The sequence below is a fragment of the Glycomyces sp. NPDC050141 genome, from assembly GCF_055586545.1.
Map to the genome: position 1 here is coordinate 70,207 of NZ_JBVJHZ010000014.1, position 26,253 is coordinate 96,459.

At 70.6% G+C, this 26,253-nt stretch carries 22 protein-coding genes and 1 pseudogene; 15 read left to right on the forward strand and 8 right to left on the reverse strand.

Features of this window, described 5'->3' with window-relative positions:
* Positions 1–102: 102 nt before the first annotated feature.
* From ACZ60M_RS11070 to ACZ60M_RS11090, 5 genes are read left to right on the forward strand one after another with little or no spacing between them, the layout of a single operon-like run.
* The gene (locus ACZ60M_RS11070; RefSeq protein ID WP_465417000.1) at positions 103–1,149 is read left to right on the forward strand and encodes a LacI family DNA-binding transcriptional regulator; all 1,047 of its coding nucleotides are present in this window, start codon (positions 103–105) and stop codon (positions 1,147–1,149) included.
* Entirely contained in the window at positions 1,146–2,750 is a 1,605-nt protein-coding gene (locus ACZ60M_RS11075; protein ID WP_465417002.1) for an FAD-dependent oxidoreductase, read from the forward strand. The genes ACZ60M_RS11070 and ACZ60M_RS11075 overlap by 4 nt, the downstream gene beginning before the upstream one ends.
* 11 nt (positions 2,751–2,761) lie before the next feature.
* Positions 2,762–4,021 (forward strand): ABC transporter substrate-binding protein, encoded by a 1,260-nt coding sequence (locus ACZ60M_RS11080; protein WP_465417004.1) that lies wholly within the window; start codon positions 2,762–2,764, stop codon positions 4,019–4,021.
* Entirely contained in the window at positions 4,018–4,977 is a 960-nt protein-coding gene (locus ACZ60M_RS11085) for a carbohydrate ABC transporter permease (protein WP_465417006.1), read from the forward strand. Before ACZ60M_RS11080 ends, ACZ60M_RS11085 begins: the two co-directional genes overlap by 4 nt.
* Positions 4,967–5,824: a carbohydrate ABC transporter permease gene (locus ACZ60M_RS11090; RefSeq protein ID WP_465417007.1), complete on the forward strand. Its 858-nt coding sequence runs from the start codon at positions 4,967–4,969 to the stop codon at positions 5,822–5,824. Before ACZ60M_RS11085 ends, ACZ60M_RS11090 begins: the two co-directional genes overlap by 11 nt.
* A 39-nt stretch (positions 5,825–5,863) precedes the next feature.
* Here the strand turns inward: ACZ60M_RS11090 and ACZ60M_RS11095 are convergent, their stop codons facing one another.
* Positions 5,864–6,925: an LLM class flavin-dependent oxidoreductase gene (locus tag ACZ60M_RS11095; protein WP_465417009.1), complete on the reverse strand. Its 1,062-nt coding sequence runs from the start codon at positions 6,923–6,925 to the stop codon at positions 5,864–5,866.
* A gap of 216 nt (positions 6,926–7,141) precedes the next feature.
* Between ACZ60M_RS11095 and ACZ60M_RS11100 the strand changes: the two genes are divergently transcribed.
* The 8 genes from ACZ60M_RS11100 to ACZ60M_RS11135 all read left to right on the forward strand — a co-directional run bounded on the left by ACZ60M_RS11100 (position 7,142) and on the right by ACZ60M_RS11135 (position 16,090).
* Positions 7,142–8,983, forward strand: a complete 1,842-nt coding sequence (locus ACZ60M_RS11100; protein ID WP_465417011.1) for a choice-of-anchor M domain-containing protein — start codon at positions 7,142–7,144, stop codon at positions 8,981–8,983.
* A 22-nt stretch (positions 8,984–9,005) separates the two neighbouring features.
* Positions 9,006–9,650 (forward strand): choice-of-anchor M domain-containing protein, encoded by a 645-nt coding sequence (locus ACZ60M_RS11105; protein ID WP_465417013.1) that lies wholly within the window; start codon positions 9,006–9,008, stop codon positions 9,648–9,650.
* 99 nt (positions 9,651–9,749) lie between these two features.
* Entirely contained in the window at positions 9,750–10,376 is a 627-nt protein-coding gene (locus ACZ60M_RS11110) for a choice-of-anchor M domain-containing protein (protein ID WP_465417015.1), read from the forward strand.
* Between the two features lie 103 nt (positions 10,377–10,479).
* Complete coding sequence (locus ACZ60M_RS11115; RefSeq protein ID WP_465417017.1) at positions 10,480–11,568, forward strand: WxL protein peptidoglycan domain-containing protein; 1,089 nt, start codon at positions 10,480–10,482, stop codon at positions 11,566–11,568.
* A complete protein-coding gene (locus tag ACZ60M_RS11120) occupies positions 11,565–13,061 on the forward strand; it encodes an anchored repeat ABC transporter, substrate-binding protein (protein WP_465417019.1) in 1,497 nt (498 codons plus the stop codon). The genes ACZ60M_RS11115 and ACZ60M_RS11120 overlap by 4 nt, the downstream gene beginning before the upstream one ends.
* On the forward strand, positions 13,058–14,458 hold the full coding sequence (locus tag ACZ60M_RS11125; protein WP_465417021.1) for a TIGR03773 family transporter-associated surface protein: 1,401 nt from the start codon (positions 13,058–13,060) through the stop codon (positions 14,456–14,458). The genes ACZ60M_RS11120 and ACZ60M_RS11125 overlap by 4 nt, the downstream gene beginning before the upstream one ends.
* Complete coding sequence (locus ACZ60M_RS11130) at positions 14,448–15,209, forward strand: anchored repeat-type ABC transporter ATP-binding subunit (protein ID WP_465417022.1); 762 nt, start codon at positions 14,448–14,450, stop codon at positions 15,207–15,209. Before ACZ60M_RS11125 ends, ACZ60M_RS11130 begins: the two co-directional genes overlap by 11 nt.
* The gene (locus ACZ60M_RS11135) at positions 15,206–16,090 is read left to right on the forward strand and encodes an anchored repeat-type ABC transporter permease subunit (RefSeq protein WP_465417024.1); all 885 of its coding nucleotides are present in this window, start codon (positions 15,206–15,208) and stop codon (positions 16,088–16,090) included. Before ACZ60M_RS11130 ends, ACZ60M_RS11135 begins: the two co-directional genes overlap by 4 nt.
* Here the strand turns inward: ACZ60M_RS11135 and ACZ60M_RS11140 are convergent.
* Both ACZ60M_RS11140 and ACZ60M_RS11145 read right to left on the reverse strand, forming a co-directional pair.
* On the reverse strand, positions 16,051–17,166 hold the full coding sequence (locus ACZ60M_RS11140) for a hypothetical protein (protein ID WP_465417026.1): 1,116 nt from the start codon (positions 17,164–17,166) through the stop codon (positions 16,051–16,053). The two genes, ACZ60M_RS11135 and ACZ60M_RS11140, sit on opposite strands and share 40 nt — an antisense overlap.
* Positions 17,126–19,027: a glycosyltransferase gene (locus ACZ60M_RS11145; protein ID WP_465417028.1), complete on the reverse strand. Its 1,902-nt coding sequence runs from the start codon at positions 19,025–19,027 to the stop codon at positions 17,126–17,128. The genes ACZ60M_RS11140 and ACZ60M_RS11145 overlap by 41 nt, the downstream gene beginning before the upstream one ends.
* Positions 19,028–19,132: 105 nt before the next feature.
* On the opposite strand from ACZ60M_RS11145, the gene ACZ60M_RS11150 reads away from it, so the two are divergent.
* On the forward strand, positions 19,133–19,510 hold the full coding sequence (locus ACZ60M_RS11150) for an HsmA family protein (protein ID WP_465417030.1): 378 nt from the start codon (positions 19,133–19,135) through the stop codon (positions 19,508–19,510).
* On the opposite strand, the gene ACZ60M_RS11155 is transcribed toward ACZ60M_RS11150, so the two are convergent.
* A complete protein-coding gene (locus ACZ60M_RS11155; RefSeq protein ID WP_465417032.1) occupies positions 19,497–20,912 on the reverse strand; it encodes an aminopeptidase P family protein in 1,416 nt (471 codons plus the stop codon). The two genes, ACZ60M_RS11150 and ACZ60M_RS11155, sit on opposite strands and share 14 nt — an antisense overlap.
* A gap of 197 nt (positions 20,913–21,109) precedes the next feature.
* Here ACZ60M_RS11155 and ACZ60M_RS11160 point away from each other — a divergent pair, with 197 nt between their 5' ends.
* Complete coding sequence (locus ACZ60M_RS11160; RefSeq protein WP_465417034.1) at positions 21,110–22,891, forward strand: immune inhibitor A domain-containing protein; 1,782 nt, start codon at positions 21,110–21,112, stop codon at positions 22,889–22,891.
* 44 nt (positions 22,892–22,935) lie between these two features.
* On the opposite strand, the gene ACZ60M_RS11165 is transcribed toward ACZ60M_RS11160, so the two are convergent.
* The 4 genes and pseudogenes from ACZ60M_RS11165 to ACZ60M_RS11180 form a co-directional block, all read right to left on the reverse strand.
* A complete protein-coding gene (locus ACZ60M_RS11165; protein ID WP_465417036.1) occupies positions 22,936–23,400 on the reverse strand; it encodes an MFS transporter in 465 nt (154 codons plus the stop codon).
* Positions 23,401–23,434: 34 nt separating this feature from the next.
* Positions 23,435–23,923 (reverse strand): annotated as a pseudogene (locus tag ACZ60M_RS11170) (HAD-IA family hydrolase); the annotation flags it as partial.
* 107 nt (positions 23,924–24,030) lie between these two features.
* Positions 24,031–24,624 (reverse strand): hypothetical protein, encoded by a 594-nt coding sequence (locus tag ACZ60M_RS11175; protein WP_465417038.1) that lies wholly within the window; start codon positions 24,622–24,624, stop codon positions 24,031–24,033.
* Positions 24,625–24,695: 71 nt separating this feature from the next.
* Complete coding sequence (locus tag ACZ60M_RS11180; protein WP_465417040.1) at positions 24,696–26,114, reverse strand: MFS transporter; 1,419 nt, start codon at positions 26,112–26,114, stop codon at positions 24,696–24,698.
* Positions 26,115–26,253 lie beyond the last annotated feature (139 nt).

Consider the following 26,253-nt stretch of genomic DNA (forward strand, 5'->3'; position numbering starts at 1 on the left):
CGAACTGCCGTGTCAAGGGTGCTTGCGGAATTTGATGATCCGTATTATCGTTCCGAGGACCCGCTGCTAATGCGCATTATCGAGTTCGATGGGAAACGACAGATGACAGGGAAGCCCGGCAAGGTGACGCAGCGCGAGATCGCGCGGATCGCCGGAGTCAGCCAGACGACGGTCTCGATGGTGCTCAACGACCGGGACGGCTCCAACGTCCGCATCCCCGACGCCACCCGCGAGCGGGTGCGCCGCGCCATCGAGCAGTCCACCTACGTCGCCGACCCCGCCGCGCGCCGCCTCGCGGGGCTCGACAACAAGATCCTCGGCGTCTTCACCTACGAATCGGCCCTGACCCCCGAGAGCATGGACTTCTACGGGCCGCTGCTCAACGGGATCGAACGGGCCGCCGAGAACCTCGGCTGCGACCTGCTGTTCTTCACCGGCTCCCCGGTCGAGGAGGGGCGGCGCCGCCTGTTCCACCGCAGCACCCGGCTGCGCCTGGCCGACGGCTGCGTCCTCCTCGGCCAGCAGATGGACGGCGACGACCTCGAGCGCCTGGTCGACGAGGCGTTCCCGTTCGTCGCGGTCGGCCGCCGCGACGAGACCGACGCCCCGGTGCCCTACGTCGGGATCGACTACGGCGCCCTCACCGAGACCCTCATCGCCCGCGCCGCCGAACTCGGCCACGAGCGCGCGCTCTACGTCCACCGCGACCGGGACAGCCCGACCGCCCGCGACCGCCTCGCGGCCGTCGCCCGCGCCGCCGGGGGGCAGGTCGCCTTCACCCTCGCGCCCGTCGGCGACGACCTCACCGGGCTGCCCGGCCTCATCGCCGAGACCGGCGCGACCGCCGTGTTCGCCGAGGACGCCTTCCTGATCGAAGATCTCGCCCTGGTCCTCGCCCAGACCGGTGTCGGTGTTCCAGAAGCGGTGTCGCTCGCGGCCCTCGGCGAGGTGCGCGGCCACCGCATCGCCGGGCACGCGCTCTCGGGATTCCAGGTCCCCCGCCAGCAGGTCGCGGCCGAAGCGCTCGCCCTGCTCCAGCAGCTCATCTCCACACCCGCCGAAGAGCAGGAGGGGATCGTGCGCCAGCGCCTGCTCCAAGGCGACGTCGAGTTCGGCGCCACCCTCGCCGCCCGGGGCGGTGCCCGATGACCCGCATCCGAACCGATATCGCGGTCGTCGGCGGCGGGCTGGGCGGCGTCGCGGCCGCGCTCGCGGCCCTGCGGCGCGGCCGCCGCGTCGTCCTCAGCGAGGAGTACGCGTGGCTCGGCGGCCAGCTCACCTCGCAGGCGGTCCCGCCCGACGAGCACGTCTGGGTCGAGCAGTTCGGCGTCACCGCCAGCTACCGCGAACTGCGCGAAGGCATCCGGCAGTACTACCGGGACGCCTACCCGCTGACCGACGCGGCCCGCCGCGACCCGCAGCTGAACCCCGGCCGGGGCCGCGTCAGCCGCCTCTGCCACGAACCGCGCGTCGCGCTCGCGGTCCTCACCCGGATGCTCGCGCCGCACCTGTCGAGCGGGCGGCTCACCGTGCTGCAGCCGCACGTGCCCGTCGCCGCCGAGACCGTCGACGGCATCGTCCGCTCGGTCACCTTGCGGCACACCGGCACCGGGGACGAGACCGTGGTCGAGGCCGCGTTCGTGCTCGACGCGACGGAGACCGGCGACCTGCTGCCGCTCACCGGAACCGCGTACGTGGTCGGCGCGGAGGCCCGGTCCGAGACCGGGGAGCCCAGCGCCCCAGAGGAGGCCGACCCGGGCAACGTCCAGTCCATCGCCTGGTGCTTCGTGTTCGACCATGTCGAAGGCGACCACGTGATCGAGCGCCCCGACGACTACGGGCACTGGCGTGCGCTCGCCCCGAGCTTCTGGGGCGACGCCATGCTGTCGTTCACCGCGCCCAACCCGCGCACCCTGCGGCCGGAGACGCGCACCTTCAACGTCAACCCGCCGTTCGCCACCGTGGGCGGCGACGAGGACCCCCGCGAAGACCCGGGCGACTCGGACCTGTGGGTGTTCCGCCGCATCGCCGCGCGCGAGACGTTCCTGCCCGGCAGCCTCGACAGCGACATCGTGCTCGCGAACTGGCCGCAACTGGACTACCTCGGCGGGTCCGTCATCGACACCCCGGACCGCGCCGAGCACCTGCGCGCCGCGAAGGCCCAGTCCAGGGCGTTCGTGTACTGGCTCCAGACCGAGGCGCCCCGGCCCGACGGGGGTACCGGGTGGCCCGGCCTGCGCCTGCGCGGGGACGTCGTCGGCACCGACGACGGCTTCGCGCAGGCCCCGTACATCCGCGAGTCCCGGCGCATCCGCGCGATGCGCACGGTCGTCGAGCAGGACGTCTCGGTGGCGGTGCGGGGCCACGGCGGCCCGGCCCGGTTCGAGGACTCCGTGGGCGTCGGCATGTACCGCATCGACCTCCACCCCTCGACCGGCGGCGACAACTACATCGACGTCGAGTGCGCCCCCTTCGAGATCCCGCTCGGTGCGCTCGTCCCGGTCGCCACCAGGAACCTCCTGCCCGCCGCCAAGAACATCGGCACCACGCACATCACCAACGGCGCCTACCGGCTCCACCCGGTGGAGTGGAACGTCGGCGAATCCGCCGGCGAACTCGCCGCCTTCTGCCTCGAGCGGTCGCTGCACCCCTGCGACGTCGCCTCGAAACCGGAACTGACCCGACGGTTCCAGGCCGCCCTCGTCGAGGCCGGCATAGAAATCCACTGGCCCGAGATCCTCGGCTATTAAAGGAAGACATCATGCGCACAGCAAAGAAGCTGGTCAGTGCCCTCGCACTGGGCACGGTCGCCCTCGCGTCCGGCTGCGGCGGCGGCCCTGCCGCCCAGGACGGCGACGTCGAGCTCCGGATGACCGTGTGGACCTCCAATGAGGACCACCTCGCGCTCTTCGACACGATCGCCGACGCCTACCTGGCCGACCACCCCGAGGTCGAGTCGATCACGTTCGAGAGCCTGCCCTTCGAGGAGTACAACACGACCCTGACCACCCAGATCGCGGGCGGCAACCCGCCCGACCTGGCCTGGATGGGCGACCTGTCGGCCGACCTCATCGACTCCGGCGCCCTCGTCCCGCTCACCGACGCCTTCGAAGGCACCGAAGGGTGGGCCTACGACGACCTCGTCCCGAGCGTGACCGCCGAGTTCAGCCGCGACGGCGAGCTCTACGCCTACCCGTTCTCGAACTCGCCGTTCGCCCTCTACGTCAACACCGACCTCCTCGCCGAGGCCGGGCAGACCCTCCCGGCCGAGCCCGCGTGGGACGACGTCTCGGCGGTCGGCGCGGCGGTGCACGAGGCCACCGGCAAGGGCGGCTTCGTGGTCAACGACTTCAACTACTCCTCGTGGAACACGCTCGCGACCGTCTGGACCGGCTTCGGCGCCGCCGCCTGGAACGAGGACGGCACGGACTGCGGCTTCGACAGCCCCGAGATGGCCGAGGCCTTCCAGTTCCTGCACGACGCCGCCTTCACCGACGAGTCGATGCCCGGACCGGGCACCACCGCCGACTTCTTCGCGGGGGACGCGGCCTTCGCCGTCGCCCAGGTCTCGCGCGCCGGCAACCTCGACGGCTCCTTCGCCTACGACCTCCACCCGCTCCCGCAGGGGCCGGTCGGCTCCTACTCGGTGATCGGCCAGGCCGGTATGGGCGTGCTCCAGTCGAGCGCCCACGCCGAGGAGGCCACCGGCTTCCTCGCGTACCTGACGAACCCGGAGAACGCCGCGCAGCTCGCCCAGTACTTCCCGCCGCCGCGCCAGTCGCTGCTGACCGGAGAAGCGCTGGCCGCGAACAACACCAAGTTCACGGCCGACCAGCTGCAGAACGTCGTGGTCGACCAGATCCCCGGCGCGGTGACGCTCCCGAACCACACGGGCCCCGCCGAGATCGCCCAGAAGGCGAAGACCGCGCTCGACGCCATGTGGACCGAGGGCGCCGACGTGCCCGCCGTGCTCGCCTCGGTCTGCGACGCCATCGACCCGCTCCTGGCCGGCAGCTCGTGACCGACACCCGAACCACCACCCGGAGGGCGTCGGCCGACGCCCTCCGGGGCCGGGCCGCACCGCGGCGGCGCCCGTTCTGGACCCTCGGGCGCGCCGACGCGCTCACCGGCTACCTGTTCATCGCGCCGCAGCTCCTGGGCGTCGTCGTCTTCGTCCTGGTCCCCGTCGGCCTCGCGATCTGGTACAGCCTCAACCAGTGGAACCTCTTCACTGGCGAGACGGTGTTCGTCGGCGGCGACAACTACGCCGCGGCCCTGAACGACCCGCAGCTGCCGAGCGTGCTCGGCGCGACCGCGGTCTTCTCCGGCGGCGTCGTCGTCCTCAACATCGCGCTCGGACTCGCCTTGGCGGTCATGCTCAACCGCCGCTTCAAGGGCGTCACGCTCTTCCGGACGCTCTTCTTCTCGCCGGTCGTCGTCTCCGTGGTCGCCTGGACCCTCGTGTGGGGCTTCCTCCTGCAGGACAACGGCGGCCTGAACGGGGTCCTCGCGCAGCTCGGCGTCGACGGTCCGAACTGGCTCCAGAGCGGCCCGACCGCGATGATCGCCGTGACCTTCACCCAGGTGGTGCGCAGCGTCGGCATCAACATGGTGCTCTTCCTCGCCGCGCTCCAGGGCGTGCCGGGCGAACTGTACGAGGCGGCCCGCCTCGACGGCGCCTCCAGCCGCCGGGTCTTCACCCGGATCACCCTGCCGCTCATCTCGCCGACGCTGCTGCTCACCGCGATCATCACGATCGTCGGCGCGCTCCAGTCGTTCGCCCAGATCGCGGTCCTCACCGAGGGCGGGCCGGGACTCTCGACCACCGTCCTCGTCTACTACGTCTTCCAGCAGGCGTTCAGCTTCAACGACATCGGGTACGGCTCGACGCTCGCCCTGATGCTCCTCACCTTCGTGATGGTGCTGACGATCCTGCAATGGCAGATGCGCCGAAAGTGGGTGTTCTATGAGGACTGACCTCAGACCCGGGGCCGGACCGGTCCTGCGACGGATCGCGCTCTACGCCGCGCTGACCGTCATGGCGGTACCCTTCGTCGTACCGACACTGTGGATGATCTCCTCGTCCTTCAAGCCGCTCAACGAGATCTTCGCGTCGCCGCCGTCGTTCTTCAGCGAATCGCCCACCTTCGCGGCCTACACCGAGGCGTTCACCTTCCAGCCGTTCGCGAGGCAGTACCTCAACAGCGTCTACATCGCGCTGGCGGTCATGGTGATCACGCTGCTGGTCTCCGCGCTTGCCGGGTACGCCTTCGCGCGCATCCGCTTCCCCGGCAGGAACCTGCTGTTCATCGTGGTGCTCATCGGGCTGCTGGTGCCGAGCGAGGTGACGATCGTGCCGCTCTTCCAGATGTTCAAGCAGTCCGGGCTGGTCAACACGCACTGGCCGCTGATCCTCGTGACCGCCTTCGCCGCGCCGTGCGTGCTCGCGACGTTCATCATGCGGCAGTTCTTCATCGCGCTCCCGGTCGAGCTGGAGGAGGCGGCGCGGCTGGACGGCCTGGGGCGCTTCGGCATCTGGTGGCGCATCTGCGTCCCGCTGGCCAGGCCCGCGCTGTCGGCGGTCGCGATCCTGACGTTCCTCGCCTCGTGGAACCTCTACCTCGAACCCACGGTCTACCTGACCTCGCCGGAGCTGTTCACGCTCCCGCAGGCCCTGACCAGGTTCACCGACGCCTACGGCGGCGAGATGTGGAACACCCAGCTCGCGGCGGCGACGATGACCGTCGTCCCCGTCCTGGCGGTCTTCCTGATCGCCCAGCGCCAGTTCGTCGAGAGCCTCGCCCACTCGGGGCTGAAAGGCTGAGCGCGGTGATCGGCTCCGATCTGGAGCCGATCACCGGGGTCAGTCGCGCAGGAGCGGCAGGAGCCGGTCGCCCTGGCGCTTGATCTCCGGCAGGTACGGGGTGTCGGAGAGGACGAAGTGGCTGACGCCCAGCGCCTCGTACTTGCGCAGCGACTTCGCGACGTCCTCGGCCGAGCCGACCAGCCACGTCGTGCCCGCGCCGCCGCCGCCCACTCTGCCCGGGGCGGTGTAGAGGTTGTCGTCGAGCACGTCGCCGCGCGCGGCCAGGTCGAGGAGCCGGCGCTGGCCGGTGGCCTTGTGCCAGTCGTGGTCGGTGGGGGTCTTCCCGGCGTTCGCCATCTGCGCCACTTTCGCTTCGGCGTCGGCCCAGGCCTGCTCGGTGGTGTCGCGAACCAGCGTCGTAACCCGCAGCCCGAACTCGAGCGGCGCGTGCTCGCGGCCCAGCTCCGCGCTGAGGCGCTTGAGCCTGTCGATGCGCTCGGCGACGCCGTCGAGCGGTTCGCCCCAGAACAGCTGCACGTCGGCTTCGGCCGCCGCGACCCGCTCGGCCGCTTCGGAAGCGCCGCCGAAGTACAGGCGGGGGTGGCGGCGTTCGCCGTCCGCGACCGGCTTGAGTTCGAGGCTCGCGTCTTGGACGCCGAAGTACTCGCCGTCGTACGTCACGTGGTCCTCGGTCCAGAGCCGCCTGGCGATCTGGATGAACTCCTTCGTCCGGGCGTACCGGTCCGCTTGCGCGCCTTCGGTATCGCCGTACGCCGCCTGGCCGTCCCGGCCCGACACGATGTTGACGAGCACCCGGCCGCCGGTGAGGTGGTCGAGCGTCGCCGCCGCTGAGGCGAAGTTCGCCGGGCGCCAGTAGCCGGGCCGGATCGCGATGAGCGGTTTGAAAGTGGTGGTCCGCGCCGCGAGCGCGGTGGCGACGGTGAACGTGTCGGGCCTGCCCCAGCTCGTGCCGAGCAGCGCGCCGCCCCAGCCGTGGGCCTCCAGCGCTTCGGCCTGATCGGTCAGGGTCTGCAGGCTGTTGTGGCCCTCGACGACGTCGTCGCCGCGGTGCCCGGGGCGGGCCTGGTTGGGGATGTACCAGAGGTGTTCGCTGCTCACGGGGGTCTCCGCATCCGTAGATCATATATATCCTATCGACATAGTATAGAAACTGGCGGGCGCCGTCCACTTCCGCAGTGATGCGCGGGTGCTTATATGCGCATCCCGTTGGTATTCAAGGTCACCGGAACCGAAGGTGCATTAGGACTTCATGTTGACAATGGTTTCCGTTACCATAATCAACAGGCCCCGCCCCCTGATGCCGAAGGACCCCCGATGACCCTGACCAAAGCGCTGCCGCGGGCCGGAGCTCTCGCCGCCGCGCTCCTCCTCACCGCACTGGCGGCGCCGGCCTCGGCGCAGACCGACCGGACCGTCCTCTCGGTGGGGCACACCGACGCGATGCAGGTCCACCTGGACGGCGACCGCCTGGCCCTGCGGGTCAAGGACGACACCGGCGACGAGCCGGTCTACCGCCACCCCGACGACGTGCTGTTCCAGGTGCTGCCGGAGGCCGAGACCGCGATCCCCGACAGCGGCGTCCTGGACTTCCTCGGCGAGCCCGGCGACCCGATCTGGGTCCTGCCGTTCACGCAGGACCACAGCCTGCTGTGGCCGGGCTGGAGCACCGAGCCGCTCAACAGCGGCCAGTTGCAGGGCAACAAGATCCAGCTGACCCTCGCCGCCATCGAGGGCCCCGGCGACCTGGCCCTGTGGGCCCCGGGCAACCTCGGCGGCACCACCGTCCACTTCAACACCCGCGACGGCCTGCCGGACTCGATCGACGTCAGCGTCAACTCCCACGTGCACGCTGCCTGGGCCTTCACCGCCGCAGGCGAGTACACGCTGACCTGGAAGGCCAGCGGCACCCTCGCCGACGGGACCGCGGTCGACTCGCAGGAGTACGCCTACCAGTGGGTGGTCGGCGAACTCCCGAGCGACGACCCCGACCCCGACCCCGATCCCGACCCGGGCACGCCCGACCTGGACGGCCGGCTCGTGCTCGACCGCGGGCACGTCGACGTCTTCAACGGCGACATCGAGGCAGACGGCACCCTGACCATGGACATCAAGGACGGCAGCAAGGTCCACTCCGCCGACGTCGTCTACCGGGACCCCGACGACGTGGCCTTCCACGCGCCTCCCGGGACCGAGACGACCCTGACCGAGGAGCTGGTGTCGCAACCGGGCTGGGACATGCTCGGCAAGGCCGGCGACATCGTCTGGCAGCTGCCCGACACCGAGCAGAGCGGCAAGCTGTTCGCCGGATGGAGCACTGAGGACATCGCCGCCACCGAACTGGCGACCGACTCGATCTCTTTGAACCTCAGCGCAGTCGAAGGCCCCGGCGATTTCAAGATGTACCAGGTCGACGACTTCGGTTCGATCATGCCGCTCGCCGACTCCGCCGACGGCGTCCCCGACCGGATCGCCACCGGGGCGCACGCCCACGCCCACGCCAACTGGGTCTTCACCGCGCCCGGTGTCTACACCCTCACCTGGCAGTTCGAGACCACCCTCGCCAACGGCACCACCGTCGCCTCCGACCCCGAGGCGTACGTCTTCGTCGTCGGCGAATGGCCGACCGACGACGGCGGCGAGGACCCGGTCGACCCCGGCGACCCCGAGCTCGAGAGCACCCAGACCATCACCGCCACTGTGGACACCGATGCGGGCGGGCTCGTCATCAGCGTCGACCCGGACGACCGCGACGTGGTCCTCCCCGCGATGGCGCTCAACAGCACCGCCACCCGCTGGACCACCGAGGGGGAGCTGCGGCCGGTCACCGTCACCGACACCCGGTCCGCCGACCCCGGCTGGAACGCCGCCGCGCAGGTGAGCGAGTTCGCCAGCGACGCAGGCGGATTCAGCAGCTCGCACCTCGGCTGGCTCCCCGGCGTCGTCTCCTCCGGCGACAGCCAGCAGGTCGCGCCCGGTGCCGCCGTGCAGGGCGAACTCGACGGCGGCCCGGGCCTCTCCACCTCGCAGATCCTCGCCGCCGCCGCGGCCGGAGCGGGCAAGGGCACCTGCGTGCTCGGCGCCGACCTCCGGCTCGACCTGCCCACCGACGTCGAGTCCGGTACCTACACCGCGCTCGTCACCTTCACCGCCATCTAAATAACCCAGAAAGGCAATTCCCTTGCGAACCATCGCGAAGTACGCCGCCGTCGCCGCAGCCGCGGCTGCGGTCCTGGCCGCGACCGCCGCCCCGGCGACCGCCCAGACCTCGAACATCACCGTCCTCGACCACGGCCACGTCGACGTGTTCGGCCTCGCCTACGAGAACGGCGTGCTCGACCTCCACGTCCACGACGAGGAGAGCGCCACCGAGTACGCGCCGAGCGAAGTGCTCCTCAAGGCCAACAACGAGGCCAAGACCACCGTCCCCGCCGGATACGACTTCCTCGGGACCGCCGGTTCCGACGTCTGGGTCCTCCCCGACACCGAGGTCGAAGGCCTGCTCTTCGCCGGTTACGGCGCCGAGGAGATCCTGCCCGGCGACTTCGTCGACGACAGCCTCCAGATCACCGTCCACGACGCCGAGGGCCGCGGCGACGTCGCCCTGTACACCGTGGACGACTTCGGTGCGGCGAACGTCCTGTTCGACTCCAACGACGGCGCGGGCTCCTGGGAGGCCACCGCGGGAGGCCACGGCCACATGAACTGGGGCTTCTCCAAGTCCGGCCTCTACAAGCTCACCGTCGAGGCTGAAGGCGTCGACGCCGCCACCGGCCAGGCCGTCTCCACCGGCGAGGTCGACTACTGGTTCTGGGTCGAGGCCTAGCCCCCACTGCGACCACCCCATGAGGACGGGCGGGGCGGCCCGACACACTCCCCGGACCGCCCCGCCCTCCCCGCTCCACACCGAAGAAAGGGAACCCCCATGCGAACCCTCGCGAAATCCTCCATCGTCGCCGGTGCGGTCGGCGCCGCCGCCGCGCTGCTGTTCTCCGGCACCGCGCAGGCGCTGACCACGGTCGGCTCCGGCCACGTCGACGTCCTCGCGCTCGCCTACGACGACACCGCTAACAAGCTCGACCTCAACGTGGAACTGGCCGACGGCTCGACCGCGGAACCCGCTGACGTCCTCTTCGACGTCCACAGCGGCCACCAGGTCACCCAGGCCAGCGCCACGGCCTGCCGCTGGGACGCCGGCACCAACTGGGTCCTGCCGCGACTCTCCGCCACCGGGAAGCTCTGGGCCGGTTGGAACACCGACGGCCTCGTCCTCGCCGACTTCGGCGGCTCGGTGACCGCCGACCTCCTCTCCTACACCGCGCCCACGGGCGGCCAGGTGTCGGTCTACGACTCCGCCACCGGCGTGACCCGCCTGCACACCGACCCGGCCTGCGACGACGGCACCATCGCCGTCGCCGAGACCCACCACCACCCGACCTGGGTCTTCACCGAGCCCGGCACCTACACGCTGACCTTCCAGCTCACCGGCACCCACACCACCGACGGCGCGGTGACCTCCGACCCGGTCACCTACACCTTCGACGTCGGCTAATACCGAGTTCTCCTTCCACAGGAGCGGGGCGGCCTGTCAGCCGGGCCGCCCCGCGCCCCCGCTCCGCCTCTTCGCTCCGCCTCCTCAAGCTGAAAGTGCCCCAGTGAAACCCATCCCCGCGCTGAACCTCAAAGCCCTGAGCGCCGCCGCCGCGCTTGCCGCGTCGCTGGCGGCCGCCGCCCTCCTCGCGGTCGACTCGGTCGCCGCCCAGGAGGCGACCGAGGAGGAGCCCGCCGCCGTCACCTGGGGCGTCAACCCCTCCAGTCAGGACGGGCCGGACGGCCGGGCCGCGTTCGACTACGAGCTCGACCCCGGCGAGACCCTGATCGACTTCGTGGGCGTCTCCAACTTCGGGACCGGGCCGGTCACCGTGCAGCTCTACGCATCCGACGCCTACACGACCGAGACCGGGACCTTCGACCTCCTGCCCTCCACTGAGGACCCTGTCGACGTCGGCACCTGGGTCGGCTTCAACGAATCAGCGCTCACCATCGCGCCCCAGACCCGCCTCGACGTGCCGTTCGCGCTCACCGTCCCCACCGGCGCGACTCCCGGCGACCACGTGGGCGGCATCGTCGCGGCCGTCACCGAGACCGCGACCGACGCGAACGGCAACGAGATCCAGGTCGAGCGGCGCGTCGGCGTCCGCATCCACCTGCGCGTCACCGGCGAACTCGACCCGAACCTCGTCCCCGAGACCGACGACGAGGCCTTCCACTACACGTGGAACCCGGTCGAACCCGGCGACCTCAGCTTCGACTACGCCGTCGAGAACACCGGCAACGTCCGTCTCCAAGGGACGCTCGTCGCCCGCATCTCCGGCCCCTGGGGCCTCCTGAAGCGCGAGTTCCCGGTAGCGGAACTCCCGCAGGTCCTTCCCGGCGACCGGTACGAGGGCACCGCCCGCCTCGAAGGGGTCTGGCCGCTCCTCTACGAGCACCTCGAACTGACCGTCCGGCCCGAAGCGGTGAACGAGGCCGACGCCGAGGCGCGGCTGCCGTCCCGCTCCGACGAGACCGGCCTGTGGGCCCCGCCGTGGACCCAGGCCGCCGTGCTCGCACTGCTCGCCCTCCTCACGTGGATCTGGGTCAAGGCCCGCAAACGCCAGCGGCGCAACGCGATCCAACCCGCGCCCGAACCCGCCGACCCTGAGCCCTCGAACGACGTGGAAAAGGAGCCCGCCGAAGCATGAGAACGATCCTGACCGCCGCGACCGCAGCCGCCGCGCTGCTGCTCACCGCCTGCTCCGGCGCGGGCGGCGCCAGCGACGGCGTCGACGTCGTCGTCACCACCGAACTCATCAAGAACTGGACCGAAGTCGTCGGCGGCGACCGCGTCAACGTCGAGACGATCGTCCCGCCCGGCGGCGACCCGCACTCCTACGAGCCCAGCCCGAACGACGCCGCGAAAGTCGCCCGCGCCGAGCTCGCCCTCACCAACCACCTCCTCCTCGAAGACCACCCGCTCATCAAGCTCTTCGACGCCAACGTCCCCGAAGGCGTCCCCAACCTCTCCCTCGCCGAGAACGCCGAACCCTACGGCGCCAAGCTCATGCCGCTCGTCGAGAACATCACCCTCGACACCGTCTGGCTCGGCTTCGGCGTGCGCGGTGAGACCGAGACCCGCTCGGCCGAGATCGGCGTCCAGCTCACCGAGTTCACCGGCCCCGGCCAGGCGGCCATGTTCCTCACCGACGCCTTCGGGCAGCCCGAGATCTACTGGAACACCGCCGACGGACTCGACGCGGCGGACGTCATCACCTTGCCGCCCAACGCGCACACGCACGTCAACTGGACCTTCACCGAACCCGGTGTCTACACCCTCACCACTGTCGCCACCCTGAATGAGAACGGCGCGGCCACCGAGGTCGGCACCGCCACGTTCACGTACGCGGTCGGCGTCAACCCGCGCGAAGTCCAGCCCGGCGCCACGGTCCTCGACAGCGGCCACGTCGACCTCACCGTCGACCTCGACACCAAGGGCTTCATCGCCCGCGACGACGACCGGGGCGAACTCGCCACCGACACTGTCGTGATCGACGTGCCCACCAAGGCGATCGAGGAGATCCCCGAAGGCGACCAGTTCGCGTTCCTCGGCGCGGCGGGGGAGGAGATCTACCAGCTCCCTCAGGCCGTCCTCGGCAAGCACGTCCACGGCGAGATCGACCCGCACCTGTGGCAGGACGTCGCCAACGCGAAAGCCTACGTCCAGGTCATCGCCGACGCCCTCATCGAACTCGACCCCGACGGCCGCGACACCTACGAAACCAACCGAGACGCCTACCTCGCCGAACTCGACGCCCTCGACACCGAAGTGGCCCAAGCGATCGCGTCCATTCCCGAAGCCGACCGCCAGCTCATCACCACCCATGACGCCTTCGGCTACCTCGCCGACGCCTACGGCATGCAGATCGCCGGGTTCGTCGTCCCCAACCCCGCCGCCGAACCCAGCGCCAAACAGGTCGAGGCTCTCACCGAGACCATCGCCGACCTGCAGGTCCAGGCCGTCTTCGTCGAACCCAACCTGCACGCCCGCGCCTCCGTGCTGCGCCAAGTGGCCGAGGACCAGGGCGTCCAGGTCTGCACCCTGCACGGCGACGCCCTGCCCCAAGACGCACCCACCTATATCGACATGATGCGGCAGAACGCCTCCGAGCTGAGCCGCTGCCTGGGAGGAGACCAATGAGACGACTGCTCGCTCTAGCGGGGGCCGCCGCGCTGGCGGCCGCGCTGTACGCCGCGCCCGCGAACGCCCAACCGGCCGAAGGGCTCGCGGAGTTCGAGTCCTCCGGTTCGCGCCTGGAGATCGACGCGCCCGCCGAACTGGCGACCGTGCCGTCGCTCGTCCCCGAACGCGAGGACTTCGTGTTCCTCGGCGAGGCGGGGGACCTGGTGTGGGTCGCCGGGACCGTGGACGGCCAGACTTTCCCGATGCTCGACGCGACTGGGGCCGACGCCGATGTCGAAGTGTCCCTGAAGAAGACCGAGGGCCCGGGCGAAGCCTGGCTGTACACCTTCGAAGGCACCGGGACGGCCGCGCCGCTCGCCACGACCACCGAGTCCGCCGCGTTCACGCTCAAGGCCGGGACCGCGACGCCCGTGGTCCTCGCCGTGAACGCCCCGGGGGAGTACACACTGGAGCTGGTCGCGAGCGAGAACGCCAAGGGCCCGGTCGCGACGACCGGCCGCGGCCAGGCCGGCACCGCCGCGCGCGCCACCTACAGCGTCACCGCCGAGGAGGCCACTACCGAAGAGGCCCAGTCGATCGCGACCGGTGAGAACAGCGGCGGCGCGCAGGCCGACACCGCCTGTACGGTCATCAGCGACGGCCACATCGACATCGGCCCGCGCTTCGTGGACGGCACCTGGACCGCGCAGCTGCGCGACGACACCGCCTCCGAATCGGTGTGGCGCGACCTCGAAGACGCCGTGCTCCAGGTCCCCGACGCCGCGCTGTTCCCGATCCCCGAGGGCGACTTCGGGTTCCTGGGCGAGACCGGCCAGGAGATCTACATGCTCCCGCAGGTCCAGGCCTCCGGCATCGTCTGGCCCGGCTGGAACACCCAGGACAAGAGCGTGATCGACGGCGTCCCCGGCGCGGTCGACTGGAACCTGACCGAAGTAGACGGTCCGGGAGAGTTCACGATCTTCCTCACCGGCACGTTCGGCGGCGCCGAAGTCCTCTTCGACTCCTCCGAGGCTCTGCCGCAGACCGTCCCGATCCCGCGCAACACCCACGCGCACGGCAACTGGACCTTCTCCGAGCCGGGGGTCTACCGCCTCACCGTCGAGTTCACCGCCACCACCGGCGACGGCAAGACGGTCACGGACACCAAGGACATCCAGGTCGCCGTGGGCGGTTCGGCCGACCCGAACGAGGCCTGCCGGGGCGACGGCGGTTCGGGCGACAGCGGCTCCGACTCGGACGGCGACGACGACAAGGGCGGCTTCCTGCCGACCACCGGCACCGGCTGGCTCCTGTGGGGCCTCGGCGCGGCGGCGGTCGCGGTCGTGGTCGGCGTCGTCATCATGGTCGCGACCCGCAAGCGCCGCAACAACACTGAGGCTCCCGATGCGGGCTGACCTCGAAACCGCGGGCCTGGAGGTCGCCGGGCTCGCGGTCACCCTGGGCGGCAACCAGGTCCTGCACGACGTGGAGCTGGCCGTCGCCCCCGGAGAGACCGTGGGGCTCATCGGCCCGAACGGCGCGGGCAAGACCACGCTCCTGCGCACCGTCCTCGGCCTCCTCGCTCCCGACACCGGGTCCGTGAGCATCGCCGGACGCGCCCCGCGCGCCGCGCGCGGCAGCTTCGGCTACGTGCCGCAGAAGCACGAGTTCGCCTGGGACTTCCCGATCACCGTGGGCGCTGCGGTCCTCAACGCCCGCACCGCCACCCGGTGGGCGGGCCCGCGCAGGGCCGACCGCGAGGCCGCCGCGCGGGCCGTCGACCGGGTCGGCCTCGCCGACCTCGCGCACCGACCCATCGGGGCGCTCTCGGGCGGCCAGCGCCAGCGCGTCCTCGTCGCCCGCGCCCTGGCCCGCGAACCCGGGCTGCTGCTCCTGGACGAACCGTTCACCGGCGTCGACGTCCCGACCCAGGAGCTCCTGGTCGGGCTCCTCGCCCAGCTCGCCGAGGAAGGCACCGCGATCCTCATGACCACCCACGACCTGGCGCAAGCCCGGGCCGTCTGCACCCGGCTGTGCCTGCTCAACCGCACCGTGGTCGCGGACGGCCCGCCGTCCGAACTGGATGATCCGGCGTTGTGGCTGCGGGCCTTCGGGGTCGCCGAGTCCGAGCTGCTGCTCACCGGTACCGCGCGGGAGGCGTCATGATCGAGTGGCTGACCGAGCCGTGGCAGCTCGCGTTCATGCAGCGCGCCTTCCTGGTCGCCCTGATCTCAGCCGTGGTCTGCGTCGTCGTGGGCGCGTTCGTCGTCTTGCGCGGCATGGCATTCATCGGCGACGCCGTCGCCCACGCGGTCTTCCCCGGCGTCGCGGTCGGGTTCGTGATCCACGCGAACCTCTCGCTCACGGGCGCGGCCGCCGGGATCGTGACGGCGGTGGCGATCGCGCTGATCAGCCAGACCCGGAGGCTCAACGAGGACACGGTGATCGGGATCTTCTGGGCCGGTTCGTTCGGCCTCGGCATCGTGATCGTCTCGACCCAGGACGCCTACACCGGCGACCTGACATCATTCCTCTTCGGACAGATCCTGGCGCTCGGCGACAGCGACGTGATCGCTGTGGCGGTCGTCGGCGCGGTCCTGGTCGCGCTCACGTTCCTCCTGCGCCGCCAGCTGATCGCGGTGAGCCTCGACCGCGAGACCGCGAAGGCCTCGGGCCTGCCGGTCCTCGTCCTCGACATGGTTCTGTACGCGATGGTCACGGCCGCGATCGTGGTGGCGCTCCAAGCGGTCGGCAACGTCCTCGTCCTCGCGCTCCTCGTCACCCCGGCGGCCACGGCCCGCATGGCGACCGAGCGCCTCGGCGCGATGACCGCCGCCGCCTGCGTCCTCGCCGCCTTCGGCTCCGTTGCGGGCCTGTACCTCTCGTACCACTACAACCTGGCGGCCGGAGGCATGATCGTCCTCGTCCTCACCGGCATGTTCCTCCTCGCCTGGCTGGCAGCCCCGAAGCACGGCCTCCTCTGGAAGCTGTCGGCGTCCTTGCGAAGTCACGACCAGCCGAGGGCGGCGGCCCAGTCGGGGAAGTAACCGGTGAGGAAGGGGTGCAGGAGCATCACCTCGAGCTGGACGATCGCGACGGCGGCGACCGCGACCCGGGTGCGGGTGCCGACGTACTTCGGCATCGTGGTGATCGCGACGAGGCACAGCAGGAAGTAGGCCAGGCTGAGGCTCATGAAAGGCAGGTGCACCAGACTGCCGAAGCCGACGGCGAAGAGCGGTACCAGGTAGACGAGGACCGTCACGGTGGAGCGGGTCGAGACGGCGACCGCCACCGCGACGGCGGTGTACACCGGGGTGTACAGCCAGGCCTCGCCCATGAGCCGCAGCGCGCCCTCGAACCCGGTGCCGGAGAAGTTCTCGAAGCTCGACGCCATCAGGTACCAGGCGGTGCCGAGGTTCCCGACGAACAGCCACACCAGGTACACCCACCAGCCGGTCACCACCACGATCGGGAACAGCAGCACCGCCAGCATCGCGGGCAGGGCCCGGAAGGACCGCTTCCGCGCCACCAGGTAGAACGGCAGCGTCGCCGCGAACATGACCGCGAACACCATTGCGATGGGGCTGAAGCACATGCACACCGCCAGCGCGATGCCCGCCGTGATGCCGCCGTCGGTGTGGTCGGCGTTCGTGAACCGCAGCCACCCGGCCATGGCCATGGTCAGCAGCGCCAGCGACACGATCGTGTCGAAGCGCTGGCTCGCCTCGTACCAGACCGCCGGGACCCCGAGCCAGACGGCGAGCAGCGGCACCATCAGCACCGGGCTGATGTCGCGGCGGTGGTTCTGCCACAGCACGAGCTGCAGCAGCCACCCGAACGCGAGCGCGGCCGCGATCCCGTACGTGAGGGTCGCGTCAGGCAGGACCGCGACCATGACGGCCATCGGCGGGTACCCGTATTCGAGACCGGACAGGCTCCAGCCGCCCGCCAGCATCTGCTCGGCGTAGTTGTGCAGCCCCACTGTCGTGGGGTTCTGCCAGCCCTTCGAGTCGGCCCAGACCGCGAGGCCGATGAACGGCAGCGCCAGCACGAGCCGGAGCGCCCACCGCCGCCCGTGGCGCTCAGGCCATGGTCGGGCGACGTTCTCCCAGTACTTCGCCATCGTCGGCAGGGTTGCGCTCGCTGAGTCCATGCGTGGTCTTCTCCCAGTAGTGCGGGCGGGTGACGAGCTGCCACAGCGCCTTGTACGCGGCGACGGAGTGCAGGAGCCAGTAGACCGGGTTGAGCAGCGCCCACAGCACCAGCGCGTAGTTGCGGCGCTTGAACGCCCCGACCATCGCGATGTACACGGAGATCCCGTTGCCGAGGATGAGGTTCGTGATCCCCACGGCGACAACCCAGTTCGGTAGCACGGGCATCCACTCCAGACTGGAACCGAGCAGGTACAGCACGAACACCAGGTACAGGGGCGGCATCGCCAGGAACGTCAGCGGCGTGCCGCCGATGAGCATCGCGAACCCGGCCAGCGCGCGCGGCCCGGCCTCCTTGAGGAGCCGCACCGGGCGCCTGGAGTGGACGAGCACGGTCTGTATGTAGCCCTTGATCCACCGCGAGCGCTGGCGGATGAAGTTGCCGTACGCGCGGTTGGCCTCCTCGAACGTCGTCGAGTCCACGATGCCGACCCGCCAGCCGTGCATGGACGCGCGGATGCCGAGGTCGGCGTCCTCGGTGACGTTGAACGGGTCCCACCCGCCGAGCTCGCGCACCGCCGACGTCCGGAAGTGGTTCGACGTGCCGCCCAAGGGGATCGGCAGGCGCATCGCGTACAGGCCGGGCAGCATGTAGTCGAACCAGAACGAGTACTCGAGGGTGAACATGCGGGTGAGCGCGTTGTCGCGCACATTCCAGTAGTTCAGGGCCGCCTGCAGGCACGCGACCTCCTCGCCCGAGCCCCGGAACGCGATCACGGCCTTCTTCAGCTGGTCGGGGTCGGGCCGGTCCTCGGCGTCGAAGATGACCAGGAACTCGCCGGTCGCGGCGATGAGGCCGACGTTGCACGCCTTCGGCTTCGTCTTCGGCTGGGCGTCCGGCAGCACCACGGTCTTGATGAACGGCGGCGGGTTCGCCGCGACGAGCGCGCCCCAGGTCTCCTCGTCGTCGGACTCCATGAGCACCAGGACTTCCAGCTTCTCGGGCGGGTAGTCGAGCCGGGCGAGGTTCCCGACGAGGTCGCCGATGACGGCCGCCTCGCGGTAGACGGGCACGAGGATCGTGTACACGGGCAGGTCGGCGTCGTCGAGCGCGGCGAGGGCCTCCGCGCTGATCCCGCCCGTGCGCTCGAACTTGGACCCGACGTAGCAGGTGGCGAACTTGAACGCGATCCCCACGAGGTAGCCCAGGCTCAGCAGGATGATGGCGATGTAGAGCACCGGCTCGGGCCAGACCACGGCCGCCGCGACGACGAGCAGCAGCCCGACCGCCCCGGCCCACTGCTGCCCGCGCGAGAGCACCTGCTTCGCCGAGAGCGCCGAGGTCCGCCGCCACAGCCGCGAGACGGCCAGGTCCTGCACCTCGGGGCTCAACGCCGCGAGCACGGCCGTGGTCAGGTCCCAGGTGAGCGTGATCGCGAACGACAACTGCTCCGGTGCCACCCCCAGCCGGTCCGCGATCGCGGTGCAGGAGGCGTCGGCGCGGCGGTGGTCGGTCGCGACCAGGATGCCGCCGTCCTCGGTGCGGCGCACCGGAGCCCAGCCTTCGCGCAGCAGCTCCTCGGGGTCGAGGTCCTTGTACAGGGACGGGTCGGGCGAGGACTGCTCGAGATCGACGGCCGGGAGCCCGATGATCTCGCTGAGCAGGTCGTACAGCGGCTCGCGGTCGAGGACCCTCGTGGCGAGGAGCACCGACCCGAGCTTGGTGCCGGTGCGCGAGGCCGTCGACTGGGCGTCGTGCAACTGCTCGGCAGTGACCATGCCGCGCTCCAGCAGCAGTGTCCCGAGCCTCGCGTCGATCTCCGGTACGTCCATTGCGTCCCCTTTGAGCGTACTGAGGACGTTAATGTAGTACAGCGTCCACACTGAACGGTGGATGCGGACGCCGCCCGGGATCGGCGCTTCGTGGAAGGACCGCTCATGCTCGTACTCGCGATCGTCGTCATCACCCTCGCGCTGGTCTTCTACACGGTCGGCGCCTGGTCCGAACGAATCCAGGGCACCCTCAAGCGCTGGCACGCGGCGGCCTTCGGGCTCGGCCTGACCTGCGACCTGACCGGGACCTTCCTCATGAGCCGCATCGCGGCGGACACCTCCGGCCCGGCTTCGGGCCTGACGATGGTGATGGTCGTCAGCGGCACGATCGCCCTGCTGCTCATGGCGGTCCACCTGACGTGGGCGGTCATCGTGCTCGTCCGCGACCGTGAGGCGGAGCGCGCCAACTTCCACAAGTTCAGCATCGTCGTCTGGGCGATCTGGCTGGTGCCGTACGCGGCCGGAGCCGTCAGCTCGATGTGACGCCTTGTTGGAGCCAGGCCTCGACGGCGTCCGGTGTGCGCGGCAGTGCCGCCGAGAGGTTCTCGCTGCCCGCATCGGTCACGATCAGATCGTCCTCGATGCGGACCCCGATGCCCCGGAAGGCCTCGGGGACGGTGCGGTCGTCGCTCTGGAAGTACAGGCCCGGCTCGACGGTGAGCACCATGCCCGCCTCCAAAGCGCCGTCTACATAGTCTTCGGTCGGGGCCTGGGCGCAGTCGTGGATGTCGAGTCCGAGCATGTGCCCGGTCCCGGCGAGGGTGTAGCGCCGCTGGAGCCCGAGCGAGTAGGCACGGTCGGCGGGGCCCTCGATGAAGCCCCACCCGACCAGCGCCCCGGTCAGCGACCGCTGCGCCGCTTCGTGGAAGTCCCTATACGCCGCACCGGGTTTCACCGCCGCGATCCCGGCCTCCTGCGCGGCGAGCACGGCCTCGTAGACCTCCCGCTGCACCCCGGTGAACGCCCCGCCGATCGGCAGCGTCCGCGTGACGTCCGCGTTGTAGAGGGTCCGGGTCTCGACTCCGGCGTCCATGAGCAGCAGTTCACCGGGGAGCAAGGGCCCTGAGTTGGCCGTCCAGTGCATGATCGTGGCGTGCGCTCCGGCCGCGCAGATCGGGTGGTAGCCGGGGCCGTTGCCCTCGAAGCGGGCCCGGCGGTGGAAGGTTCCCTCGGCCCATCGTTCGCTCGCGGTCCCGGGGCGGCCCAGCTCGGCGGCCACGTCCGTGAACGCCCGCACGGTCGCGTCCACCGCGAGGCGCATCTGCTCCTGCTCCCAGTCGTCCTTCACCAGGCGCAGCTGCGAGACCGCCGTCTCGAACTCGGTGTCGCGCGCGGGATCGGTCGGCACGAGCCGTTCCAACCGCGCGTCCGCGCCCCGCAGGATGCGGGTGGGCGTCCGCGAGGAGCGCAGATCGGTTTCGGCCCTGCGGATGTCGCGGCACGCGAGGCCCAGCAGCGTCTCGGCTTCGGCGAGGGTGCGGCGCGGCCCCATCCACAGCTCGGCGGTCATGTCGAGCCAGAACCCGTCGCTGTCGCGGTCGTCGCGGGGCAGCTGGTAGCAGTACGCCTCGTGCCCGCCGCCCGGGGCCGGTTCCAGGACGAGCGCGCCGTCGCGCTGCGTGTCGCCGGTGAGGTGCACGTACGCCGAGTGCGGCCGGTACGGGTAGGCGGTGTCGTTGGACTTGAGCTTGATGCCGCCCGCCGGGATGATCAGCCGCTCGCCGGGGAACCGCGCGGCGAGCGCTTCGCGCCTCGCGGCGGTGTGCGCGGCCTGTTCGAGCGGGGCCGTCCCGGCCGGGACGGGATCGGCCCAGCCGGTGCGCATGAGCGCCGAGAGTTCGGGGGTCACCGTTCTGTAGAGGCCGTTCTTACGCTGCTTCGCCATTCGCGGCCGCCCTCCCGTGGGTTGAAATATGTGACATATTACTGGGTTGATCAGGGGATGCTCAGTTCGTCTCAGCCCTCCCGGGCCTGGTCACCGCCGTGATCGAGGCCTTTTCGGGCTGAGTAATATGTGATATGTTACCTATCCCTGAATTCCCATTCGCCCCTTCCCCTCGGATTTGCACAGGAGCAACCCCCTTGCCCTACAAGCGTTTTCGCCGTGCTTCAACGGCGGTACTCATCACCCTGCCCCTCGTCGCCGCCCTCGCGTCGCCCATGTACGCGCAGGCCGAGACCGAACCGGACCCCGCCGCCCCGGCCGCCGAACCGAGCGCGCACGAGATCCCCCTCAACGCCGAACAGCGCCAGCACCAGCACGACCGCGCCGACGAAGTCTCGGCCGACCTCGCGAAAGCCGAGGCCGTCGAACCCGAGACCGACACCGGCCGCGTGCTCGTCCTCCCCGTCGAGTTCGGCGACACCGTCGACCCCGCCTACGGCGGCCTCGCCGGACCGGCGCACAACCAGATCCCCGAGCCCGACCGCGCCTACGACACCTTCCTGCCCTGGGAGCCCGACTACTCGCGCGCGTATTACGAGGGCAGGATCTTCGGCGGCTCGGACAGCCTGAAGTCCTTCTACGAGGACCAGTCCTCCGGCGCCTACACCGTCACCGGCGAAGTCGGCGACTGGATCCGGATGGACTACTCGATCTCCCACTACGGCACCGACGCGTGCAAGAAGAACGGCGCGTCGATCTCCACGTACTACTGCAACGAGCAGCTGACGATCGACGCGCTCAACGCCTGGTACGCAAAGGAACTCGCTGCAGGCGCGACCGCGGAGGAGCTGGCCGCGCACCTCGCCTCATACGACCAGGCCGACCTCTACGACTGGGACGAGGACGGCGTGACCGCCGAGCCCGACGGCTACCTCGACCACATTATGATCGTCTACGCGGGCGAATCCCAGACCACCGGCGGCGGAGCGTGGGGCACCGACTCGATCCGCAGCCACAAGGGGTACCTGTCCTACCTGCGCGGCACCAGCGGTGTCGCCGGCCCCGACAACGGGAACCTCTACGGCGGCGAAGAGGTCGCCGACACCGGGATCTGGGTCAACGACTACTTCATGTTCAACGAGAACGCCGGGCTCGGCACCATCTCCCACGAGTTCGGCCACGCCCTCGGCCTGCCCGACCTCTACGACACCTCCGGCGGCGAGAACTCCACCGGGTTCTGGTCGCTGATGAGCAACGGCTCGCTGCTGTCGAGCCCCACCGAGTCCTCGGCCTACCCCGGCGACCTCGGCGCCTGGGCGAAACTGCAGCTGGGCTGGCTCGACTACGCGACCGCCGAGGCCGCCACCGACGGCACGTACGTCCTCAACCCGGTCTCGGTCGACTCCTCCGCGAAGGGCGCCGAAGCCCTCGTCGTCAACCTGCCGCCCGACGCGGCCGGGAACGAGCGCTTCTACGTGGTCGAGAACCGGCGCTACACCGGCTACGACGCCGCCCTCGGCGGCGGGGTCTACCAGCTCGGCTGGCCCGTCGGCTCCGAGAACGAGTGGAAGACCGAGCTCCTGTCCTATGAGGAGGGCGTGATGATCTGGTACTGGAACACGGCCTACACCGAGAACCGCACCAAGGCCTACAACGGATACGGCCTCATCATGCCGATCGACGCCCACCCCGAACCGGCCTATGCGGCGGACGGCACCACCCTGATCCGCAACCGCCTCCAGTCCTACGACGCGCCGTTCGGCCTGCGGGACACCGGGGGCCTGGCATTCCACGTGAACGGCACGGAGCAGGCGATCCCGTCGCTGCCGGGCGTGGCCGTCTTCGACGACACCGCGACCTGGCATTACGACGCGAACCCTTACGGTTCCAGCTACACCGCCGCATCGGGCACCGTGATCACCGTGAAGCACGAGTACCGCGACGGCCGCGTCAAGCTCACCATCGGCGCTTCCTCCTGATCACTGCAGGCGGCCCCGGGCCCCGCCCGGGGCCGCCCGCCGCTTCAGGAACGGGCCGGAACCGGAAGCGGCTCGCCCGCAACGCGCTTCGGGTTCCTGTCGAGCGCGCCGGACCAGGCGGTGACGCCGAACGCGAGCACGGCCATGACCGCGCCGACCCACAGCGGCGAGGTGTAGCCCAGGCCCGCGCCGATCGTCAGGCCGCCCGCATAGGCGCCGATCGAGATGCCGAGGTTCGCGCCCGAAGCGGCGATCGTCGAGGCGAGTGTCGGTGCGCCCGAGGCCTTGTCGATGGCGCGGGTCATGAAGCCGGGCACCGTGGCGAAGCCCGCGCCGCCGAGGAGCATGAGGGTCGCGGCGGCCGCGACCTGGAAATGCGCGGTGAAGGTGAACGCCACCAGGACCACCGCGAGCAGCGCGGTCGTGACCAGCAGGGTCGGGATCTGGGCCCGGTCGGCGAATCGGCCGCCCAGCAGGTTCCCGACGACGAGGCCGACGCCGAAGAGCACCAGCAGCGGCGTGAGGGCACCCCAGGCAGTCCTCGGGCGGCACCACCAGTCGGCGGGCCGCCTCCAGGTAGCCCTCCGGATCGGGCTTGCCCTTCGACACGTCGTCCGCGGTGACCAGTACTTCCGGTATCCGGAAGCCGGTGGCGCGCAGGCGGACCGTGGCGGTCGGGCGGCTGCCGGAGGTGACGATCGCCCAGGGGACGCCCGGAAGCCGCGAGCTCAGCTCCTCGGTGAGCGCGACGGCGCCCGTGCAGGCGCGCACCCCGTCGAGGTCGGCGGCCTGGACCCGTTCCAGTTCGGCGCCTTCGGCTTCCGCGTCGAGATGCGGCGTGAGCAGCTGGACGGTCTCGTAGGCCCTCCGCCCGGGCAGCAGCACCGCCACGTGCTCCCAGGGCAGGCGGTGCCGGGCCGCCCAGGCGCGCCATACCCGGTCGATGACGGCCGAGGAATCGACGAGGACGCCGTCGAGGTCGAAGAGGACGGCTCTCGCCGAGGCCGCCGCGTCGGTCGTGCGGGTCTCCATGTCGGTGCTCCTTGCGTTCAGGGTCCGGGCCCGGCCGGTGCCGGGCCCTCGGGGCGGGGTCCGGGCGCGGTCGGCCCCGGTGCGTGCCGCCGACCGCGCCCGGGGATTCACTCGAGGAGGCGGAGGGCGGCGTCCTGGTCGACGGCGCCGGTGGTCTCCAGCTGCCGCACCGCGTCCTCGAGGAACAGCACGCCGTACAGGTAGTGGCCGATGGCGAGGTCGATCGGACTGAGCGCTTCGTCCTCGTCCTCGCCGGTGCGCTTCTTGATGTCCGAGAGGCGGCAGGCCGCCTCGCCGAGCAGGTGGAAGGCGTGGCCGAGGAGGTACCGGCTCTCCCAGCCGGGGTCGTCCGCGGTCATCTCCCGGAACGGCTCCAGCGAGCGCATGAGCGGCAGGAGCCCGTGCGTGGCGGCGGTGTACGCGGGGTAGTTGCCGCCCCTGATTGCCACGGTCCATCCGTCCTCAGGGGAGGATTCGATGTCGAAGCCCTTGCGCAGGCCCGCATCCCACACGGTGAAGCTGAACAGGATCTTCGCCAGGTCGTAGGCCGGGTCCCACTGCTCCAGGGTGCCGCGCGGGTCGATGATGCGGTACCCGCCCTCGCCCGCGGCGGCGGCCCGCGGGATCGGTCTCGGTAGAACAGCGGACGCTACCTGCCATCCGGCTAGTTGGGTCGTTGGTGTCGGGAATCCGACACTCACGTGGCGTGCCGAACCGGTGGCGGGCAGCGTAAGGGGGAGGCGTCGCCGCCTCCCCCTTTCGCCGCGACCGATCAGGCCGCCTTGACCAGGTCCGGTTTGCGGGAGCGGATCGTCGTGAGGGCGAGGAGCACTCCCGCCAACGCGATGGCCGCCGCGGCGGTGAACGCGGCCGAGAAACCGTCAGTGAGGGCTGCCGCGTCGCCGAGCTCGTTGGCGCCGAACGGGACCGCGATCGCGGTGACGACGGCGAGGCCGAGCGCCGAGCCGATCTGGTAGCTCGTGTTGACGATCCCCGAGGCCAGGCCGCCCTGTTCGGGGGCGGCACTGGAGATCGCCATCTGCAGCGACGGGATGAACGCGAGCGACATGCCGAGCGCGGCGACGAGCGAGGCCGGGAGCACGTCCACCGCGAACGACCCTTCGGGACGGACGAACGAGAGCCAGCCCAGGCCCGCGCCCAGCAGCACCAGGCCCGTCGCGATCATCGCCTTGGGCCCGAACTTCGCCGTCAGGCGCGGGGCGATGACGATCATGCCGAGCATGATGAGCGCGGTCATCGGCAGCAGCGCCGCGCCCGAAGGGAAGGCCGAGTACCCGAGGACCTGCTGCAGGTACAGGTTGAGGAAGAACCACATCGGAATCCAGGCCGCGCCGAGCAGCGCCTGGGCGAGGTTGGCCGCGCCGAGGTTCGCGGCGCGGAAGACCGCGAGCGGCATGAGCGGTTCGCGCCGCTTCGCCTGCACGGCAATGAAGATGCCGAGCAGGACGGCGGCGGCGACCAGGACGCCCCAGGTCTGGGCGCTGCCCCAGCCGGTCTCGGGCGCCCGCACGATCGCGAAGACCAGGCCGCCGAGGCCGAGCGTGGCGGTGGCCGCGCCGAGCCAGTCGATCGAGCCGCGCGTCCCCGCGCCGCCGGGGAGCAGGGCCGGGGCGGCGGCCACGGCCAGGACCGCGATGGGCAGGTTGATGTAGAACACCCAGGGCCACGAGGCGTACTCGGTGATGACGCCGCCGAGGAAGACCCCGGCGGTGCCGCCCGCGGGGGCGGCCGCGCCGTAGACCGCGAAGGCCTTCATGAGTTCTTTCGGGTTGGCGCCGAACAGCATCATGAGCAGCGTCAGGGCCGAGGGCGCGATGAGCGCGGCGCCGACGCCCTGCACGGCGCGGCCGGTCAGTTCGACCGCGACGTCCTGGGCGAGCCCGGCCGCGAGCGAGCCCGCGCCGAGGACGATCCAGCCGAGGCTGAAGACCCGCCGCGCGCCGAGGAGGTCCGAGAGCCGCCCGCCCAGGAGGAGCAGGCCGCCGAGGACGACGACGTAGGCGTTGAAGACCCAGGACAGGTTCTCCTGGGTGAAGCCGAGGTCGGCCTGCATCTTCGGCAGGGCGACGCCGATGATCGAGGTGTCCATGATGACCATGAACTGGGCCAGGGCGATGAGCCAGAGGGCGACCCAGCGCCGCGAGGCGGGCGGCGTCGACGTGCGTGACATGACTGCTCCTAAATACCGGTAGGGGGTATAGCGCGAGCGCACTGCACCCTTTGGGGGCGAACCGTTCCGGGATTGAAACGGCGGCGGCCCGGGAGCCGCCCGCCATTTCTAACATACCCCCAGGGGGTATATCAACCCG

Bases quoted from the DNA above. Each gene is read 5' to 3' on its own strand.
- ACZ60M_RS11100 (WP_465417011.1), top strand. From the start codon at position 7,142: ATGACCCTGACCAAAGCGCTGCCGCGGGCCGGAGCTCTCGCCGCCGCG.
- ACZ60M_RS11180 (WP_465417040.1), bottom strand. From the start codon at position 26,114: ATGTCACGCACGTCGACGCCGCCCGCCTCGCGGCGCTGGGTCGCCCTC.
- ACZ60M_RS11140 (WP_465417026.1), bottom strand. From the start codon at position 17,166: ATGGCGAAGTACTGGGAGAACGTCGCCCGACCATGGCCTGAGCGCCAC.
- ACZ60M_RS11150 (WP_465417030.1), top strand. From the start codon at position 19,133: ATGCTCGTACTCGCGATCGTCGTCATCACCCTCGCGCTGGTCTTCTAC.
- ACZ60M_RS11155 (WP_465417032.1), bottom strand. From the start codon at position 20,912: ATGGCGAAGCAGCGTAAGAACGGCCTCTACAGAACGGTGACCCCCGAA.
- ACZ60M_RS11120 (WP_465417019.1), top strand. From the start codon at position 11,565: ATGAGAACGATCCTGACCGCCGCGACCGCAGCCGCCGCGCTGCTGCTC.
- ACZ60M_RS11130 (WP_465417022.1), top strand. From the start codon at position 14,448: ATGCGGGCTGACCTCGAAACCGCGGGCCTGGAGGTCGCCGGGCTCGCG.
- ACZ60M_RS11090 (WP_465417007.1), top strand. From the start codon at position 4,967: ATGAGGACTGACCTCAGACCCGGGGCCGGACCGGTCCTGCGACGGATC.
- ACZ60M_RS11135 (WP_465417024.1), top strand. From the start codon at position 15,206: ATGATCGAGTGGCTGACCGAGCCGTGGCAGCTCGCGTTCATGCAGCGC.
- ACZ60M_RS11125 (WP_465417021.1), top strand. From the start codon at position 13,058: ATGAGACGACTGCTCGCTCTAGCGGGGGCCGCCGCGCTGGCGGCCGCG.
- ACZ60M_RS11080 (WP_465417004.1), top strand. From the start codon at position 2,762: ATGCGCACAGCAAAGAAGCTGGTCAGTGCCCTCGCACTGGGCACGGTC.
- ACZ60M_RS11145 (WP_465417028.1), bottom strand. From the start codon at position 19,027: ATGGACGTACCGGAGATCGACGCGAGGCTCGGGACACTGCTGCTGGAG.
- ACZ60M_RS11070 (WP_465417000.1), top strand. From the start codon at position 103: ATGACAGGGAAGCCCGGCAAGGTGACGCAGCGCGAGATCGCGCGGATC.
- ACZ60M_RS11110 (WP_465417015.1), top strand. From the start codon at position 9,750: ATGCGAACCCTCGCGAAATCCTCCATCGTCGCCGGTGCGGTCGGCGCC.
- ACZ60M_RS11075 (WP_465417002.1), top strand. From the start codon at position 1,146: ATGACCCGCATCCGAACCGATATCGCGGTCGTCGGCGGCGGGCTGGGC.